Here is a 17,583-nt window from a genome sequence, read left to right as displayed (position 1 = left end):
TTGACAAAGTTATGCGATATAGCAAACATCGCATACATGACATCGCAAACTGACTTCCCGGCCGTCCTGCGCGCCATTCGCGCCACCCTAGATCTGACTCAAGAGCAGCTCGCCGAGCGACTTGGGGTTTCTTTCGCCACGGTGAATCGCTGGGAGGGCGGTGGCAACCGGCCCCAGCGAGCCGCGCAAGAGGCCATCCACGCCCTGGCGATTGAGGCGGGGGTCGACGGTGCCGCAGCTAGCCTGCCATCCGCCGAGGCTGCCTCGCAAGTCACCCGACGTCGTACTGGCCGGGCTGCAGCAGCGCCCACTACAAAGCCTATGGAGCAAATGCTCTGGGATGCGGCCTGTTCGATTCGCGGAGAGAAGGAGGCGGCCAAGTTCAAGGACTTCCTCTTGCCGCTTCTGTTCCTTAAGCGCCTGTCCGACGTCTTCGATGACGAGATCGCCCGGCTCGCCGAGGAATACGGTGACCGTGCCACCGCGCTGGAGATCGCCGAGTCCGACCACTCGTTGATGCGCTTCTACCTGCCGCGGGAGGCGCGTTGGGCGGTGATTAGCGGACGCGAACGCTACGAGTGGTCCCTGGACGACAAGGGCCGAAGCACCGCGCCGAAGGATCTGGGCGAGCACCTGACCAAGGCTGTGCGTGCCGTCGTGAAGCAGAACCCGTCCCTGGGCGGTGTCATTGACATTGAAGACTTCGCCGCCGAACGCAATGGCGAGCGCGACATCAACCCGGCCAAGCTGCGCGGTGTGGTCGAGACCTTTTCTGACCCGCGCTACCGCCTCGGCCTGGCCGACGTACAGCCCGACTTCCTCGGCCGCGCCTACGAGTACCTGCTGCGCAAGTTCGCCGAGGGCTCGGGCCAGAGCGCGGGCGAATTCTTCACCCCGACCGAGGTCGGCTTCCTGATCGCTCACCTGATGCGGCCGCGTCCGGGCGAGACCTGCCACGACTACGCCTGCGGCTCGGCGGGCCTGCTGGTCAAGCTGCAACTCGTTGCCCGTGAGCTCGACCCCACGACCAAGGTTCCGCTCAAGCTGTCGGGCCAGGAACTGCAGGCCGAGAGCTACGCCGTGGGTCAGATGAACGCAATCATCCACGACATGGACGTGGAGCTGGCGCGCGGCGACACGATGATCAACCCCAAGTTCCGCACGGCCGAGGGCACGATCCGGCAACACGACATCATCGTCGCCAATCCCATGTGGAACCAGCCGTTCGCCCCGGACATCTTCGCCAACGATCCGTTCGACCGCTTCCGCACCACCGGCGGCATCACCAGCGGCAAAGGCGACTGGGCATGGCTCCAGCACACGCTGGCCTGTCTGAACGACCATGGCCGAGCTGCCGTCGTGCTCGACACTGGCGCTGTGACGCGCGGCTCGGGCTCGAAGAACGAGGACAAGGAGCGTAACGTCCGGAAGTGGTTCGTCGACCGGGATCTGATCGACGGCGTGATCCTGCTGCCCGAGAACCTGTTCTACAACACGACCGCAGCGGGAGTGATCGTCGTGTTGAGCAAGCACAAGCCGGCGGCGCGCCAAGGCAAGATCGTGCTGCTGAACGGGAACAAGCGATTCAGCAAGGGCCGACCCAAGAACTACCTCCGCGAAGAGGACATTCGCCCCCTGGCGGCGATGTATTTGCGCGGAGAGCCCGTCGAAGGCGAGGCGGGGGTGATTTCCACTGAGCAGGCCCAAGAAGCGGACTACAACTTGAGCCCGAGCCGCTGGGTTGCGCAGGCTACCGACGCGCTCACGGCCGACATCCCCGCGTTGATCACGAAGCTCCGGGAGCTTGCTTCGGAGGTGCATGCGTCAGATCAGCGTGTGCTATCGCTTCTCGGGGGGATCGCACCGTGAGCAATTGGCGAGGCACCACGTTGGGCGACGAAATTGACCTCGCCTACGGGAGGGCGCTTCCCGCGCACTCTCGACATCCCGGGGTCTACGGCGTGTTCGGTTCAAACGGTCTTGTGGGCACCCACGCCGAGGCTTGCGTAGATGGCCCTGGGATAGTCGTGGGAAGAAAGGGCTCGGTAGGAGAGATCGTCTACTCCAGCGATGCGTTCTGGCCCATCGATACGACCTACTACGTCGTGAACAAGGGTGACCACAATTGGCGTTTTCTGTTTCACCTGCTTCGGCACATCGACCTTACCGGGCTGAATAGCCATAGTGCAGTTCCGGGCCTGAACCGGGAAGACGCCTATTCCATTTCGGTCAGTTGGCCCTCTCGGGATGAGCAGGACGACATCGCTCGAGTACTGGACAGCCTTGAGAACGGCGTGCGGCTTGAAACCGAAGCTCTCGCTCATGCGCAGGACCTCAAGCAGGCAGCGATGCGCGAGTTGTTCATGCGTGGCCTGCGCGCGGAGCCGCAGAAGGAAACTGACCTTGGCCCCATTCCGGAAAGCTGGGTCGTCGAACCGCTGCGTGCCCACCATTCCGTGGCTTCCGGCGGCACTCCATCGCGTAGTAACCCGGCTTATTGGGTAGGCGGAAAAATCCCTTGGGTCAAGACGGCCGAAGTGGACTACTGCGTGATCGAAAAAACAGAAGAACACATTACTCCTGCGGGCTTGGCCGAGTCGGCCGCAAAACTCCTTCCGGCAGGAACACTACTGCTAGCCATGTACGGCCAGGGCGTGACGCGAGGAAGGGTCGCCATCTTGGGAATCGATGCGGCCTGCAACCAGGCATGCGCAGCGATTCGGGCTAGTGACGACCGCATCGAGGGAAAGTACCTGTACCACTACCTCGTATCGCGCTACAGCGCCATTCGCCAACTCGCGCATGGTGGCCAGCAACAGAACTTGAATCTAGACATTGTGCGAGACCTGCCAGTGGCGTTCCCCGCTGACAAGACCGAACAGAACGAGATAGTCGCCATCCTCAACGCCATCGACCGCAAGATCGACCTGCATCAGCAGAAGCGCGCAGTACAAGAGGCGCTCTTCAAAGCCCTGCTCCACAAGCTGATGACCGGCGAGATCGCGGTCGACGAGCTGGATCTTTCGGCGCTTTACCGCGCTGCAGTCATCTCCGAGGAGGCCACCGCATGAGCGCACTGAAGATCGGCGAAGCCGGCACTGTTCAGTTCCCGATGGTCAACCACGCCGTCGAGATCGGCTGGACGGCGGTGACTGACACGGATGCCCAGGCCTTGCGCGGCGGCGTGGCCGGCGGATTCTTCCGCAGCGTCCTCGAAGCCAAGCTGGCCGAGTTCAACTCGTGGCTTACCGTCGACATGGTGCGATCGATCATTGAGCGGCTTGACGCGCTGCTGCCAAACATCGAAGGCAATCGCGAGATGTTGGCCTGGATGCGGGGCGAGCGCCAGTGGTACGACGAAATCGAGAAGCGCCACCGTCCAGTGACCCTAATCGACTTCGAGACAGTGGCTAACAACGCGTTCAATGTGACCTGGGAGTGGGTGAGCAAGCCGCCGGCGCGTACTAAGGGAAATCGCGCCGATGTGATGTTCGTCGTGAATGGGTTGCCGGTTTGCATCGTCGAGCACAAGAACCCCAAGGATGGTGACGCCATCGAGCGCGCGATCAAGCAGCTTCGGCGCTACGAGCTGGAGACACCGGAGCTGCTGGCCGCGCCGCAGCTATTCAACGTCACGCACCTGCTGGACTACTGGTACGGCGTGACATGGAACGCGAATCGGCGCGACATGGCGCGCTGGAAGCAGTCCCGCGAAGAGACCTATCGCTTCGCGGTGCAAGCGTTCTTCGAGCCCACCGACTTCTTGCGCACGCTGCAGCACTGGATCTTGTACTACGTCCAGGACGGCGAGACGCGCAAGTCCATCCTGCGACAGCACCAGCGGCGCGCCATCGACGCGATCACCGAGCGCTGCCTCGATCCGGTCAAGAAGCGGGGCCTGATCTGGCACACCCAGGGTTCGGGCAAGACCTTCACGCTGCTTACGGCCGCCCGGCAGATCTTGGAGGACAAAGCCCGCTTCGACCACGCTACGGTGATACTGGTCGTCGACCGCACTGAGCTTGAGGGCCAACTGCGCGGCTGGGTCGAGCGGCTGCTGGGCGAAATGCAGCAGAAGGACATCGCCGTCAAGCGCGCCCACACGAAGGCCGAACTGCAGGCGCTGCTCGATGCCGGGTTTCGCGGCTTGATCATCGCCATGATCCACAAGTTCGAGGCGATCCGCAAAGACAGCTTCACCGCCTCCAACGTCTACGTTTTCATTGACGAGGCGCACCGCTCGGTGGCCAAGGATCTGGGCACGTACCTGATGGCTGCACTGCCTAACGCCACGCTGATTGGCTTTACCGGGACACCGATCGCTCGTACCGCGCAAGGGGAAGGTACCTTCAAGATATTCAGCCCGGACGACGAGCAGGGCTACCTGGACAAGTACCCGATCGCAGAATCGATCGCCGACGAGACCACTCTGCCCATCAAGCACGTGATGGCACCGAGCACGATGACCGTACCGGTTGACCAACTCGACAAGGAGTTCTTCGCGCAGGCCGGTAGCGAAGGCGTGACCGATGTCGAGGAACTGAACAAGGTGCTCGACCGCGCGGTGGGGCTTCGCACCTTCCTGTGTGCCGATGACCGTATCGAGAAGGTTGCCGCGTATGTCGCCGAGCACTTCAAGGAAAACGTGCTGCCACTGGGCTACAAGGCATTCGTCGTCGCGGTGAACCGCGAGGCCTGCGCCAAATACAAACAGGCACTGGACAAGCACCTGCCACCCGAGTGGTCGGTTCCGGTGTACACGGAGAACGCGGCCGACGCCATCGACCGCCCGCTGGTGGCCCAGCTCCAGCTCACGGTGGAGCGTGAAGAGGACGTGCGGCTGCTGTTCAAGAAGCCTGCCGAAGACCCGAAGATCCTCATCGTCACCGACAAGCTGCTGACCGGCTACGACGCGCCGCCGCTGTACTGCCTGTACCTCGACAAGCCGATGCGCGACCACGTGTTGCTGCAGTCCATCGCGCGGGTGAACCGGCCCTACATCGATGCGAAGGGTGTCGCCAAGCGTATCGGCTTGGTGGTGGACTTCGTCGGCGTGCTGCGCGAACTGAAGAAGGCGCTTGCGTTCGACTCCAGCGACGTCGGCGGTGTGATCGAAGGCCTGGATGTTCTGCTGCATGACTTCGAGCAGCGCATGGCCGCAGCAGAGAAAGACTATCTCGATGCAGGCGAAGGGGGCGGCGCCGACGAACGGCTGGAGCGTCTGGTGTATGGCCGCTTCCTGGAGCCTGAGGCGCGCAAGATGTTCTTCGAGGCCTACAAGGAGATCGAGGCTCTGTGGGAAATTCTCTCGCCATCGCCTGAACTGCGCGAATACATCGAAACGTACAAGCACCTGAGCCAGCTCTATGCGGCCGTGCGCAATGCCTATGCGCCCAAGGTCGGCTTCATAGGGGATCTTGCCCACAAGACCCAACGCTTGATCGAGGCCAGTGCAACGCAGCAGGGATTGGGTGCGTTTACCAAGAGCGTCACATTCGACGTGAAGACGCTCGAATCCCTGCGCGGAGACAAGGGTTCCGACGAGGGCAAGGTATTCAACCTCGTGCGTGGCCTGCAGGGGGAGATGGATGACGACAGTGCCAAGGCAGCTTTGCTGCAGCCGCTGAAGGAGCGCGCCGAGCGCATTCTCAAGGACCTGGAGGAGCGCAAGACGAATGGACTGGCTGCGATGGACCTGTTGGCAGCTTTGGCCGCTGAGAAGGACGCGGCATTGAAGTCTGCTCAGGACAGCGGCTTGTCAGCGCGTGCGTTCGCAGCTGCCTGGACCCTGCGCAACGATGCGGTCATGTTAAGCGCCGGCATCGATCCGATGGGCCTCGCTAAGGAAGCCGAGGAGCAACTGGCGCGATTCCCAAATGCAGCGGTCAATTCGGACGAGCAGCGCCGGTTCCGCGCCGCGCTTTACAAGCCCTTGCTGAAGCTTCCCCAGGACGAACGCGCCCGGGTCGTCGACCTGGTCGTGAAGGTGCTGCTGGAGACAAGTGCATGAAGTCTTCGCTATTTCCTATCCAGGATCTCAAGCGCCGAACACTCGGCTGGGCCACGAGACTCCGAGTGAATCCGAAGGTCATCCGCGTCCAAGAAATGCGCAAGAAGTGGGGGTCTTGTTCTTCGGCGGGTACCGTGACCCTGGCCAACGATCTTGCTGAGCAGGACCAGCGGTTTCAGGACTATGTGATCGTTCACGAATTGCTGCACCTGAGGCTGTCGACGCATGGGCGGGTATTCAAGGCACTGATGAGCGCCTACGTCCCTGGTTGGCAAGGAATGGAACAGCGTCGCATCCGGCATACGCGCCCTGGTACTGCCGACGTCCGTGCGGCAAAGAAAGCGGGTGGTGCGTGACGAAGACCCCGGACAGCAAAGGTGTGAGATCAACGTCAATCAGCCCGAGGGAGGGCATCAATAAATGACAGAGCAACACGACGAATCGGCTCCGGCGCCATTGCGGGTTCTGACGCTGGATGGAGGCGGGGCTAAGGGCTTCTACACCTTGGGAGTGTTGAAGGAGGTCGAGGCCATGATCGGCTGCCCGCTGCACCAGAGGTTTGACCTGGTTTTCGGCACGAGCACCGGCGCGATCATCGCGTCACTGATAGCGCTCGGCCATAGCGTCGACTCCATCCTCGAGCTATATCGCAAGCATGTGCCCGCCGTGATGTCGCAGAAGAAGGCTTCGGCCAGGTCGGCGGCGTTGAAGAAGTTGGCGAGCGAAGTCTTCGGCGACGCGACCTTCAGCGACGTGAAGACCGGCATCGGAATCGTCACCGCCAAGTGGCTGACCGAGCGCCCGATGATTTTCAAGGGCAGCGTTGCGCAGGCTCATGGTCGGATCGGCACATTCGTTCCCGGCTTCGGCGTGAGCATCGCTGACGCCGTTAAGGCGTCCTGCTCGGCTTATCCCTTCTTCGAGCGCACGATCGTCCGGACCTCAATGGGCGAAGATATTGAGCTGATCGACGGCGGCTACTGCGCGAACAACCCGACGCTGTATGCGATTGCAGATGCTGTGCAGGCGCTCAAACGCGAGCGCAAAGACATCCGACTGGTCAGCGTGGGCGTAGGCATTTACCCAGACCCGAAGCCGGGCCTGCTGATGCGGCTGGCGAAGAAGTACCTTGTCAGCGTCCAGTTGCTGCAGAAGACCCTTGAGATCAATACGCAGTCCATGGATCAGTTGCGTCAGATCCTGTTTCATGACGTGCCGACCATCCGGATCTCCGACTCCTACGTCACGCCCGAGATGGCCACTGACCTGCTTGAGCACGATCTCAAGAAGCTGGGCGTCCTGTTCCAGCGCGGACGTGAGTCGTTCTCCTCGCGAGAGAAGCAGCTCCGCGAGTACTTGATGTAGACAAGGGAAAAAATGCCAATACCAGAATCACAACTCGAAACGTGGTCGCACCAGGGCTCCATCACCCAATCGAGCAACACCTACAACACGATCAAAAACGTCCTGGAGGCGAACACAACGCCCTACGCCGGCAAGAGCTTCAAGGTGTTCCTCCAAGGCTCCTACGGCAACGACACCAACATCTATGCCGAGAGCGACGTGGATCTGGTCATTCGTCTCGATGACTGTTTCTTCAGTGATCTCGACGACCTGCCGGAAGAGGATAAGGCCGCCCATAAGCAGGCCTTCAGCGACGCGACCTACACGCACGTCGACTTCAAGCGCGACGTACTGTCGGTGCTGACGGCACAGTACGGATCGGCGGTCAAGGCTGGGGACAAGGCCATTGCCATCGATGCCAACGGATCGCGCCGGAAATCTGACGTCATTGTGGCAACGCAGTTCCGCCGCTACTCCAAGTTCCGGTCGACATCCGACTCAACGTACGTCGAGGGCATCTGCTTCTTCAACGCTGCAGGCGAGCGCATCGCGAATTACCCGAAGTTGCATTCAGCGAATCTGACCGCAAAGCACCAGGCGTCTTCCAAGTGGCTGAAACCCATGGCGCGTGTGTTCAAGAACATGCGCAGCAGGATGGTCGATGATGGACTGATCAAGGCCGGTGTCGCGCCGTCGTACTACGTCGAAGGCCTTCTGTACAACGTGCCGAACGACAAGCTCACATCAAGCTACCAAGACTGCGTCGCCAACACTTTGAACTGGTATCGCCAGGAGGCTAAGAAGGTCGATCTGGTGTGCGCGAACGAGCAGTACTATCTGCTGCGCGACGGCTATCACACATGTTGGCCTCAGGCGAAATGCGATGCTTTCGTTGAGGCTGCAGTTGATCTGTGGAACAAGTGGTAGCTGCCTTGGTTGCCGCCTGCTAGGCGGGGAGTCTTTTCGCGCAGCGCGCTCACTCACGTCCTAGGAGTGGTCTTTGCCTTGCTGCGCCGATGCATGGCGAATCGCAGCAAGCCGATCCATTTCCCGGTTGGCGATGTCTCTGGTCTTCTCTCTTTCCGCCGCCTCTGCTTCAGACTGGATCCGTGCCAGGCGATAGGCCTCGGCGGACGACTTCGTGAGTTCGTCCTGCCGGTCGAGCCAGGCCGCGATTCGTTTGTCGTAAATCGTAAAGATGAGGCCCAGCAGGGTGAACCCGGCGAGAGCGAACACGGCATAGAACCACCAGCGCATGACTTGGCTGGCCCGGGCGCGGTAGTCGCGAGGCGGTTCGAGTCGATCCAGCGCCCACATGCCTTGCCGTGCTTGTTGTGCGGCCTTCAGTGCCGCTTCGTACTGGTCTCGCTCCGACTTGCCTTGCGCGTCGAAGTAGTCGTGCCATGCCAGCCCGCGCCTCACTAGTTCCAAATTCACCAGGTTCCCATGCGGCTCGATCACTTCGGCCTGGATAGTCCCGTCCTCACCTTTGCCACGCAGACTTGCGGTGACTTCTCGGCCGAGCACCAACGCCGCGAGCGCCGATTGCGCTTCGTCGCCAAAGGGTTGCCCAAGTTCGGGCGTGTCGATGAACGCCAGTTGCAATCTGTGCTCGCGATGCCGTGCGTCGACCAGCGTGATGACGTCACCGCCCGACACGCTGAGGACTTGGCCGCGAACCGTTGTGTCAGCCCATGCCGGCCCAACGAGTCCAAGCGCTAGCACGTAAGGCAACGCAGCCCGAACGGCAAGCTCAAACATCGCGTCTCCTTTGATCGGTGTGAAGGGGCATTGCTGCAGCACAGGTCAACGCTTCACCCCATTAATGTTCGAGGCCATCCTCGGCCTTCGACATGGACGCCGGCACTGAAAGGTCCGCAGCCGTCGGAAACTCACCACCATGTCGAGCCGCATCGAACCGGCGCAGTCGATCTTCAAGTAGCGCCTGCCTTGTTGCCGTGTTGCTCACCCGCAGCCAAGGTCCCAGCGAGGTCTTCAAACAGTGCTGGCACAAGTCGATCTGAACGTCGTTACCGTCACCAAAAATGGAGCCGTAGCCAGCCTTCAAGTCGATGCTGACGAATTCCTGGAACTCGGCCTCGCCGAGCTCTGCCAAGAGGTCACAGCGATCGCAGCGGAACTGCTTGACGAAGGATTCGGGACGCACGTCATTGATCTGCACAGGAACTCCATGGGTTGGGGTGGTGGGGCCAAGGCAATGACGACTCGGCTGGACGTCGGCCGGGACCTGCAGGCACCCATTGAACGCCACAATCGGCGCCGAAATCCATCATAATCACATTATGAATCAATGACTTACGAAACATTCTCCGATGCGCCGCCTGTATGAATTCGATGCTGGATGCGTGCGCCGAGCGATGCCTGTCTTAGGGTGTGTGTTGCGGCCTACGCCGTTTGGAGTGTCCATGTCTGACTTGCTGGTGTTGCCTCCGCCCAAACGCTCCCGCTCGAGGCGACTTCGCAAGAAACTGCGCATCGGCGAGTTCCAGGAGCTTGGCTTCGAGTACGAGCTGACGTGGCGGGTGACGCCTTCCATCGATGTGCAGGATCGATTCATTGACCGATTGCTCGACGAGGTCATTAAGCCCCGATCGCTGAGCTTGGGCGGCGGGGTCAACTGCGGCTTCGTTACTGCGCACCGCGGGAATGTCACGGATACCGATCGTGCAGCCTTTGACAGCTGGGTCCGTCGATGGACCGACCTTACCTGCATTGAGGTCGGTCCGCTCCGGGATGCCTGGTACGACGAGGTGCCTCGACTGCCGGCCTCTCGACCAAAAACTGTGTCCGACTTCGAAAATGCAGGGGCCAAGGCGGCACTTCTGGACAAGTTGGGCCGGATGATTGAGGAAAGCGGCGGGGTCTGGGACAGGGCCGCGCTCTCGGCTTGGCTGGATACCTGGCTTGCAGAACCGCTGCCGGAGCTCGGTGGCACAACGCCGGCGCAGGTGCTGGTCACCAGGGACGGCCGGCGCCAGGTGGAAACCATCCTTGAGCGAATGCGTGGAGGTCTGCCCGGCTAAGTACGGCGACGGAATCCATTCCATGGACTGGGGGAGGCCGTTGACCTTCCTGCCCGCTATTCAAAATGCTGTGCTGCGTAAGCTCGACCGGCTGGCGCAATGGCAACACCCGGATACCGTGAAGCGGAGTTCAGGCGTCACCGACTAGCGATCAGAATGCCGTCTCGTGCCAATGCTTGCTCCGAAGCTGGGCCAAGAAGTCTTCATGCTGCGGCAGCGGTGAGCGAGATCTGCGGCGGAAAGCCCCGTGCACACTCTAAACTAACCGTCGGACGGCAGACCGCAGTCAGCTATCAGGTCCACGAAGAGACCCAGGGAGGAGATCAATGGACGCCAACGCGATCGCGCTGCTTGACATCTTCGAGAAGAAGATGCGACTGGAAGTGCCAATGTTCCAGCGACAGTACGTCTGGAAGCAGGAGCATCAATGGGCGCCGCTGTGGGAGGATATCGCTCGAAAGTTCGTGGAGTTCATCGAGGGTCGAACTGACGCGCCAGTTCACTTCCTTGGCGCAATGGTGCTCGACCAGCGGCAAACGCAGACCGGGCGCGTCGAGCGGCGCAGCGTGATCGACGGGCAACAGCGGCTCACGACTCTTCAGATCTTCCTCGCGGCATTTCGCGACTTCTGTCGACGAGAAGGGCTGGGCGACTTCGCCGACGAGTGCGAAAAGTACACCGTGAACACTGGTCGCATGGCCGAGCCAGAGGTTGAGAAGTACAAGGTCTGGCCGACGTTAAGCGACCGCCAGCAGTTCATTGATGTCGTTGACGCTGGGTCACGAGATGCGCTGGAGAAGCTCCATCCACTGACGAGACGCAAGTATTCGCGGAAGTTCGAGCCGCGCCCTCGGATGGTGGAGGCCTATTTTTTCTTCTACGACAGTCTTGCAGAGTTCTTCAAGGGAAACCCGAACGAGCCGCCGCTGGGGGCAGAGAAGCCGTTGGCTGATCGCCTTGAGGAGTGCTTCGAAGCTCTCAAGACAGCGCTGAAGGTGGTTGCCATCGATCTTGACCGAGACGACGACGCTCAGGTCATCTTCGAGACGCTCAACGCGCGTGGCGAGCCGCTCCTGCCGGCTGATCTTCTTCGGAACTTCATCTTCCTTCGGGCCGCTCGGAGGAACGAGGAACAGGAGGCGCTGTACAAGAAATATTGGGCGGCGTTTGACGAGCCCTTTTGGCGCCAGGAGGTCGTACAGGGGCGCTTGGTGCGTCCACGCAGTGATTTGTTCATTCAGCACTTTCTTGCCAGCAAGCAAGCCAGAGACATCCCAATTAAGCACTTGTTTGTCGAGTACAAATATTGGGTCGAGCGCAGCGCTCCCTACAAGTCGGTTGAGGCGGAGCTCGCAGCGCTGGCGAAGCAAGGCAAGGACTTCAGGCGACTTGTTGTTCGTAGCGATGCCGATGCGCTCGGGCCACTCGCCCACTTTCTGGAGACGTTTGATGTAAGCACCGTCTTCCCACCTCTTCTCGCCATGCTCGATCTCGGAGCGAGCGACGATGAGATGCGCGAGGTGGCACGCATGCTCGAGAGCTATCTCCTCCGCCGGACTGTTTGCGTCTCGGACACCAAGGCATACAACCGTGTCTTCATGGGGCTTACGCGGGCGATTCGCCGAGATGGGGGCACTGCTGCGGTTGTGCGTTCGCACCTGGCCAGCCTACAGGGCGCCACTGATGCGTGGCCGAGCGATGAACGATTCTCGGAGGCCTGGATGACTGGCCACGCGTACTCAGTGCTCAACAACCCAAGGATCGTCTACATCCTGAGCAAGCTCAGTGAGACCTATCGAACATCCAAGACCGAACAGGTGAAAGTGAGTGGGCAACTGACGGTAGAACACCTGATGCCGCAGGCCTGGGTCGCTCACTGGCCACTGCCGGACGGAAACAAGGGCGTCGATAACCCATGGTCAGTTCCGGCAGATGACCCAAGGGCGCTGGCGACACGCGCTCGAAGCGCGATTGTCCAAACGTTCGGCAATCTCACCTTGATCACAGGTGGTCTGAACAGCTCGATCTCGAACGGCGACTGGGCAACCAAGCGGACCGCCATTGAAGCGAACAGCTTGCTGCCGATAAACCTTCAACTGCGGAACGTTGAAGCGTGGGACGAAGGAGCCATAGAGCGGCGTGGCCGCGACTTGCTCTCTCGGGCGCTCGCGCTCTGGCCGAGAGAGTGAGTTGATCATCAGAAAGATGGCCGGCGTGTAGACACCAAAGAGAGCAGGTTCAAGATGTCCGAGAAGAAGACGATCAAGCTTGGTGACTTAGAGGCACGACAGGGCAGCCCTCGCCAAAACTTTGCGGAGGGGCGTTATGTCACTACGCGCAGCGCGCCTCGCAGTGGGGGCCTGTCGACGGTGTACCAGGCGACCGACCTTGAGACCACTACCAAGGTCGCCGTGAAGGTGTTTCGTAGCGAGGGACGCACGGACGACGTCATCGAAGAGTCGTTCCGTCGCGAGGTTCAGGCTCTATCCGATCTCAGCCACCCGCACATCGTCCGGATCCTTGACTCCGGTCGTGACGAAGACCACGGGGTGCACTTTGTAGTCATGGAATGGGTGGAGCAGGACTTGAGCTCCGTGATGGCGCCAGCGAGGTATTCCGACTGGGGGAGCTACTACGCCAGCGTGGGCAAAGGTGTGCTGGACGCTTTGGCATTCGCACACACACGCTCAACCGCTCACCGCGACGTGAAGCCCTCAAACGTCCTGGTCACCGAGCAAGGGGTGGTAAAGCTCTGCGATTTCGGGATCTCCAAGATCCGTACGTTCCTGGCGCCTGGTGTCACTCTGGCGCGATTCGCATCAGCACCTTACTCACCGCCGGAGGCGGACGACGGAAGCTATAGCTACAGCCGCGATGTGTTTGGTTTTGCGGCCATGAGTGTGGCCGTCCTCACTGGGAAAAAGCCCAATGAGTACGCCGATCTCGGTGCGCTGCTGGAGGAATCTCCCATCGAAGAGCCGATCCGGCGCGTCCTTCGACGGTGCTTGGATCTGGAGCGCCCGGAACAGCGGCCCGCCAACGCCGGCCTGCTCCAAGCCGAACTCGAGCAGGCGGCGCCGGCGCCCGCGCGGGCAGCGCTCCCGGCAGTCCTGCTGGCACTGACAAACAAAGTGCGCAGTACGGTGGAGTATGACAAGGGGCTCCGCGGAGCAATGGCAGAGCGCTTCGTCGAGCGTGATCTGGAAGGTGCACGGATGGAGGAAATTCCAGCCGTCCCTGACAAGCCAGGTCGGAGCTTCCGCGCCTACGGAGGCACCTATGGGTACATCGCCGTGCGCGAAGAAGCCGGCAACCGGCTGCTGTTGGTGTCGGCGCTCGAATACCAGCCGTCAGATCTAGAGCGTCGGCGTAGCAATGCTGCGGACCCCGAAGTGAGATTCGCCCACGCCGGTGCGACCAACCAAGCTTCCAGCGATGCGCTTAATGCATTGCTAGATCGCCTTCTCGCCTTCACGGCAGACCAGAAGGAGCGGTGGCTTGAGCAGCGGGGGCAGGAGCTGTATCGGAAATGGGTGGACCTGCTCAGCGCGAAGACCGAACTTGAACGGGGTCGGCGCCTCAGGCTGCCATACGTGGACCGCGGGCCGGCAGGTGAGTTCGTGCGTCTGAAGATGAGGCCAGGAGTGGATCCATCGGGAATGGTCGGTCAGGATGTATTCATCCCGGCTGGCGAGCAAGGTGAGTTCCGAGGCAAGGTTATATCCCGCACCGACGACGGCATTCTCCTGCGACCCAGCGTGCGCAACCGTATGGACGCGGGCGCAACACCGGAAGAGGGCGTCGTAGAGACTGACACCACCAAGACCGATGCTGCGTTGGACAAGCAGAAGGCAGCCGTGGATGCTGTGCGATACGGTCGCTCGGTGAACCCAGAGCTCGGCGGCTACATCGTCAGCCCAGACAGCGTCCCCGTTCCGCCGACGGAAGAGGTGCAGTTCATTAACGCGCAGATCGATGACGACAAGCAGGACGCTGTGCTCGTTGCGCTCTCCGGTCCGCCTCTCTTGCTTGTGGAGGGGCCGCCAGGAACGGGCAAAACCACGTTCATCACTGAGTTGGTCCTTCAGACGCTGAAGGCAAACCCCAACGCTCGCGTGCTCCTCACGTCGCAGACCCATGTTGCGCTGGACAACTCGCTGGAGCGGATCGTCGGGCAAACCGCCATTCCGGTGGATGCCGTCCGCATCGGACAGGATGACGATGATCGCATCGCCGCATCCACCCGCAAGCTCATGCTTGACACGAAGCTTCCCGAGATGCGCAAGCGTGCGCTCGCCGCCGGACGTGCTTTCATGGAACGCTGGGCCCAGGAACACGGTCTGAACGTGAAGGACATCCGCCGTGTCATGGCAATGGAGCGTCACGGCAAGCTCAAGACGCGGCTAGAGGCAGCAGAGCAAGGCTTGTTGGAACTAGAGTCACAGCTTGCCAAGTCGGCACGTGCCGGCTTGAGCGCGGAGGAAGAATCGGAACTTGAGGATCGATTCAAGGGGCTGAGCAGTGATCGCGACCTGCTGGAGGGACTGCTCAAGGAGTCGTGGAAGGATCTCTCCAGCCACATTGAGTCCAAGGATGAACTGAAGGAGTTCGCCGAGTGTTCGGCTACCGATCTCCACGGGTGGGCGGAGGCCTACTCGGACGGAACGCCTGCAGGGGGGCAGCTCAAGGAACTGCTTCAGGTCCACACGGATTGGGAGGCGGCGTTCGGCCGCAGTCGCGATTTCCAAGCCGCAGTGATCGCAGCCAGCCAAGTCGTGTCTGGCACTTGCCTCGGTGTGATGAGCATCCCGGGGCGCTCAGAGATCACCTACGACCTGTGCATCGTGGACGAGGCGTCGATCGCGACTCCCACCGAGGTGCTTGTGCCGATGTCGCGGGCTCGTCGAACTGTCCTGGTCGGGGACAGCAAGCAGCTTTCGCCCTTTCAGGATCCGGACCTGCGGACTATGGGGCTTCTGGAGCGCTTCGATCTCAAGCCGGACGATCAGAAGGCGACCCTCTTCAATCACTTGGCCGCCAATCTGCCCACTGCGCTGAAGAAGTCGCTTACATCGCAGCACCGCATGCTGCCCGCTATCGGGGACCTGATCTCCGAGTGTTTCTATCGTGGAGAGCTGCGCAGCATTGAGCGTGCACCGGCGGCTCACTTGGCAGGCGTCATGCCGCGGCCAGTGACTTGGTATTCGACCGTGCGCAAGTCGAATCGTGGATCAAGCCCGCAAGCCAAGTCGTACTACAACGACGCAGAGGTTGAGATCGTCATTGGGTTGCTCACGCGTATCGATGCTTGGATGCAACGGGGGCGCTACAAGGACAAGCGGGTGACGGTGGCGGTCCTGACGGGGTACGACCAGCAACGGGCACGACTGCAGACTGCGGTGCAGACGAAAGGTCGGCAGTGGAAGAGCTTCTCGGAGACTTTTGTCAACGTTGTGGATGCATTTCAGGGGCGCGAGGCCGACATCCTGGTGTTCTCCGTTACCCGCTCCGACGCAAAGGGGCTGGGCTTCCTGCGGGAGATGGAGCGCATCAACGTAGCGCTGTCTCGCGGCAAGGAGCTGCTCGCTATCGTCGGTGACCATGGCTTCTGTCAGGCGGCTCAAGGGTCGACAAACCCTTTGCGTGACGTCATCGACTACATCCGTCGCAACCCGCAGACTTGTGCACTCGAGGAGGTACTGCCATGAGCCTCGAGAGCGTTCTGGAGGTAGCCGCGCGCGCCAGGTCGGGCTACGACTTGGTCTCGTTTAAGGAAGCTGGGCTGCCAGTGTTTGTTCTCAGGCTGCGCATTCTTGTCCTTGAACGCAAGCCGATAAGCCCCATCGATGAGGCCGTCCTGCGGGCCGTGCGAGCCGGCCTGACTGCACCAGCAAGCATCTATGAGTTTCTGGGACTGCCCAAGGCTGTGCTCACTCCGGTCCTCGTTGCGCTGAATACCACGGAGCTGATCAATTACTCCCGCGGAGCTGGTGACTCAGACGCCAAGGTGACGCTTTCAACAAAGGGGCGCAATGCGTTAGCAGAGGCCTCGACCATTAAGCCTCAGGAGCGCCCGATCGAGGTTTGCTTCGACGCGCTGACCAAGAGATTGCTCCTGCTTCCGCCCGAGCAGTTGCTCCGCGGCCGGGACATGCGGGATCATGGGCTGTTTGAGGTTCCGATCGGGACGTCTAAGCGCCCGGATGTGGAGGACATCCCACTTCAGGACTTCGACAAGGTGCTGGAGCGGCATGCGTCACTGTCGCCAGACTGGAACGGCTCGCTGCTCGCCATACGCCGGATCGAACGGCGTGAGCTGCGGTATCTTGCCTGCGCAATGCTGTTCTACAAGTCCACGATGGCCCCACACGATGTGCAGATAGGCTTTTGGCGGGAGGATGGGCAGTCGATTCAGCACGAGGTGGCGTTCGCAGCAATCGGCGGGCCTGAGCTGATTGGCGCACGCACGCTGCCGGAAGAAATTCTGATGCCACCTGAGGTGTCACTGTCCGAATCTTCCGCGGTCTCCGAAGGTGGTAGCACTTTCGTCAATACGGGGGCGGGCCAGGTGTCCCACAAGGTCAGTTCAGCACCGCAGCCGCCTGAAGTTGAGACGATGCAGACTTTGCTTTGCCACGAACACCCGGCTCATTTGAAGAAGGCACTGCTGTTGGCAAAGAAGAGGCTTGTGATCGTCTCGCCGTGGATTCGGGACTCGGTAATTGACTGGGGATTTATCTCTTCACTTGAGGCGCTGCTGAGGAATGGTGTGGAGGTCCACATCGGATTCGGCATCGAGAAGGCTGACGGGCCGAAGAAGAATGCAGCGAACGAGAAGGCGGACATCACCCCAGGTGCAGAGCGCGATCTAGGCGATCTCGCAGATAGGTTCAAGAACTTCCATTTCGTCTATGTCGGTAACACGCACCGCAAGTCGTTAGTTTGTGATGACCAATTTGCGGTAGTTACGAGCTTCAATTGGCTCTCATACAAAGGGGATTCGAAGGGGCGACCGAGAGATGAGCGCGGACTGTTATTTCGTAAGAAGCAGCACGTCGAAAAATTGGTGGCAGAGGAATTGGAACTGCTCTCCAAAGGCACTCGAATTGGGCGCAAAGTGCACGGCCGATAGTACGCATGCACGGCTACTGAGGTCCGCAAGACGCGGTCCGACGCAATGTGCGC

At 60.7% G+C, this 17,583-nt stretch carries 12 protein-coding genes; 10 read left to right on the top strand and 2 right to left on the bottom strand.

The genetic code is table 11. The features are described 5' to 3' along the window. Positions 1–36 precede the first annotated feature (36 nt). The 6 genes from PRZ01_RS12415 to PRZ01_RS12390 all read left to right on the top strand — a co-directional run bounded on the left by PRZ01_RS12415 (position 37) and on the right by PRZ01_RS12390 (position 8,281). Positions 37–1,869, top strand: a complete 1,833-nt coding sequence (locus PRZ01_RS12415; protein WP_273597110.1) for an N-6 DNA methylase — start codon at positions 37–39, stop codon at positions 1,867–1,869. After that, a complete protein-coding gene (locus tag PRZ01_RS19260; RefSeq protein WP_273597109.1) occupies positions 1,866–3,071 on the top strand; it encodes a restriction endonuclease subunit S in 1,206 nt (401 codons plus the stop codon). Before PRZ01_RS12415 ends, PRZ01_RS19260 begins: the two co-directional genes overlap by 4 nt. Then, positions 3,068–6,010: a type I restriction endonuclease subunit R gene (locus PRZ01_RS12405; protein WP_273597108.1), complete on the top strand. Its 2,943-nt coding sequence runs from the start codon at positions 3,068–3,070 to the stop codon at positions 6,008–6,010. Before PRZ01_RS19260 ends, PRZ01_RS12405 begins: the two co-directional genes overlap by 4 nt. Continuing rightward, entirely contained in the window at positions 6,007–6,366 is a 360-nt protein-coding gene (locus PRZ01_RS12400) for a M48 metallopeptidase family protein (protein WP_273597107.1), read from the top strand. Before PRZ01_RS12405 ends, PRZ01_RS12400 begins: the two co-directional genes overlap by 4 nt. A gap of 64 nt (positions 6,367–6,430) precedes the next feature. Then, a complete protein-coding gene (locus PRZ01_RS12395) occupies positions 6,431–7,375 on the top strand; it encodes a patatin-like phospholipase family protein (RefSeq protein ID WP_273597106.1) in 945 nt (314 codons plus the stop codon). 12 nt (positions 7,376–7,387) lie between these two features. Next, positions 7,388–8,281: a nucleotidyltransferase domain-containing protein gene (locus PRZ01_RS12390; RefSeq protein WP_273597105.1), complete on the top strand. Its 894-nt coding sequence runs from the start codon at positions 7,388–7,390 to the stop codon at positions 8,279–8,281. A 60-nt stretch (positions 8,282–8,341) separates the two neighbouring features. On the opposite strand, the gene PRZ01_RS12385 is transcribed toward PRZ01_RS12390, so the two are convergent. Both PRZ01_RS12385 and PRZ01_RS12380 read right to left on the bottom strand, forming a co-directional pair. Further along, the gene (locus PRZ01_RS12385; RefSeq protein WP_273597104.1) at positions 8,342–9,115 is read right to left on the bottom strand and encodes a thermonuclease family protein; all 774 of its coding nucleotides are present in this window, start codon (positions 9,113–9,115) and stop codon (positions 8,342–8,344) included. A gap of 61 nt (positions 9,116–9,176) precedes the next feature. After that, positions 9,177–9,536, bottom strand: a complete 360-nt coding sequence (locus PRZ01_RS12380; protein WP_273597103.1) for a hypothetical protein — start codon at positions 9,534–9,536, stop codon at positions 9,177–9,179. A gap of 244 nt (positions 9,537–9,780) precedes the next feature. Between PRZ01_RS12380 and PRZ01_RS12375 the strand changes: the two genes are divergently transcribed. The 4 genes from PRZ01_RS12375 (at position 9,781) to PRZ01_RS12360 (ending at position 17,530) form a co-directional block, all read left to right on the top strand. Continuing rightward, positions 9,781–10,398 carry a 50S ribosome-binding protein YggL gene (locus tag PRZ01_RS12375; protein ID WP_273597102.1) on the top strand — a complete coding sequence of 206 codons (618 nt, stop codon included), beginning with the start codon at positions 9,781–9,783 and terminating at the stop codon, positions 10,396–10,398. Between the two features lie 326 nt (positions 10,399–10,724). Beyond that, positions 10,725–12,587, top strand: a complete 1,863-nt coding sequence (locus tag PRZ01_RS12370) for a DUF262 domain-containing protein (RefSeq protein ID WP_273597101.1) — start codon at positions 10,725–10,727, stop codon at positions 12,585–12,587. Between the two features lie 54 nt (positions 12,588–12,641). Beyond that, a complete protein-coding gene (locus tag PRZ01_RS12365) occupies positions 12,642–16,106 on the top strand; it encodes a serine/threonine-protein kinase (protein ID WP_273597100.1) in 3,465 nt (1,154 codons plus the stop codon). After that, complete coding sequence (locus PRZ01_RS12360; protein WP_273597099.1) at positions 16,103–17,530, top strand: phospholipase D-like domain-containing protein; 1,428 nt, start codon at positions 16,103–16,105, stop codon at positions 17,528–17,530. Before PRZ01_RS12365 ends, PRZ01_RS12360 begins: the two co-directional genes overlap by 4 nt. The last annotated feature ends 53 nt before the right edge of the window (positions 17,531–17,583 follow it).

Origin of the sequence: Roseateles koreensis, assembly GCF_028595305.1 — a bacterium.
Classification (GTDB): Bacteria; Pseudomonadota; Gammaproteobacteria; order Burkholderiales; family Burkholderiaceae_C; genus Paucibacter_A; species Paucibacter_A koreensis.
This window is presented reverse-complemented; position numbering and strand designations above follow the sequence as displayed.

Excerpts from the sequence above, each read along its gene's own strand:
- PRZ01_RS12415 (WP_273597110.1), top strand. The coding sequence starts at position 37 with ATGACATCGCAAACTGACTTCCCGGCCGTCCTGCGCGCCATTCGCGCC.
- PRZ01_RS12405 (WP_273597108.1), top strand. The coding sequence starts at position 3,068 with ATGAGCGCACTGAAGATCGGCGAAGCCGGCACTGTTCAGTTCCCGATG.
- PRZ01_RS12400 (WP_273597107.1), top strand. The coding sequence starts at position 6,007 with ATGAAGTCTTCGCTATTTCCTATCCAGGATCTCAAGCGCCGAACACTC.
- PRZ01_RS12395 (WP_273597106.1), top strand. The coding sequence starts at position 6,431 with ATGACAGAGCAACACGACGAATCGGCTCCGGCGCCATTGCGGGTTCTG.
- PRZ01_RS12390 (WP_273597105.1), top strand. The coding sequence starts at position 7,388 with ATGCCAATACCAGAATCACAACTCGAAACGTGGTCGCACCAGGGCTCC.
- PRZ01_RS12385 (WP_273597104.1), bottom strand. The coding sequence starts at position 9,115 with ATGTTTGAGCTTGCCGTTCGGGCTGCGTTGCCTTACGTGCTAGCGCTT.
- PRZ01_RS12375 (WP_273597102.1), top strand. The coding sequence starts at position 9,781 with ATGTCTGACTTGCTGGTGTTGCCTCCGCCCAAACGCTCCCGCTCGAGG.
- PRZ01_RS12370 (WP_273597101.1), top strand. The coding sequence starts at position 10,725 with ATGGACGCCAACGCGATCGCGCTGCTTGACATCTTCGAGAAGAAGATG.
- PRZ01_RS12365 (WP_273597100.1), top strand. The coding sequence starts at position 12,642 with ATGTCCGAGAAGAAGACGATCAAGCTTGGTGACTTAGAGGCACGACAG.
- PRZ01_RS12360 (WP_273597099.1), top strand. The coding sequence starts at position 16,103 with ATGAGCCTCGAGAGCGTTCTGGAGGTAGCCGCGCGCGCCAGGTCGGGC.